Origin of the sequence: Pseudomonas sp. D47 (genome assembly GCF_045447305.1) — a bacterium.
Classification (GTDB): domain Bacteria; phylum Pseudomonadota; class Gammaproteobacteria; order Pseudomonadales; family Pseudomonadaceae; genus Aquipseudomonas.
Genome location: NZ_JBJGXU010000190.1, coordinates 1 through 434, shown reverse-complemented (window position 1 = coordinate 434; position 434 = coordinate 1). Strand labels below are relative to the sequence as shown.

The following is a 434-nucleotide window of genomic DNA, read 5'->3' as shown; positions in this document are numbered from 1 at the left end:
CACACCCCCAAACTTATTGCTCCTCATCTCGTGCGCCCTTACGTAAAAAGCAATAAAAACGACTTCGCTGATGCCGAAGCGATTTGTGAGGCAGCTAGTCGCCCAACGATGCGTTTCGTACCGGTAAAAACCCAAGCTCAGCAAGCGTTGGCCATGCTCAACTCGGTCCGCGACTCGCTTATCAAGGAACGCACAGCCGCCGTTAATCGAATTCATGCAGGGCTTTTGGAGGTGGGTGTCAGCTTGGCACCGGGCTTTAAATCAGTCAAAGAGGTGCCCGCGTTACTCGAAACAGCCTCATTTCATGGGCTGATCAAAAAGCTGCTGCAAGGGCTGTATGACCACTACGTCTACCTGGATCGTCAGGTTAAGGTTCTCGACAAAGAAGTTGAGAGCCAAGTCGCTGAAGATGATCTGGCTTCTCGTTTGATGAC

At 51.4% G+C, this 434-nt stretch carries 1 protein-coding gene; it reads left to right on the top strand.

Annotated features, from left to right (window positions below):
• A partial coding sequence (locus ACI77I_RS32190) for a transposase (RefSeq protein WP_407000243.1) occupies positions 1-434 on the top strand: 434 nt, incomplete at both ends.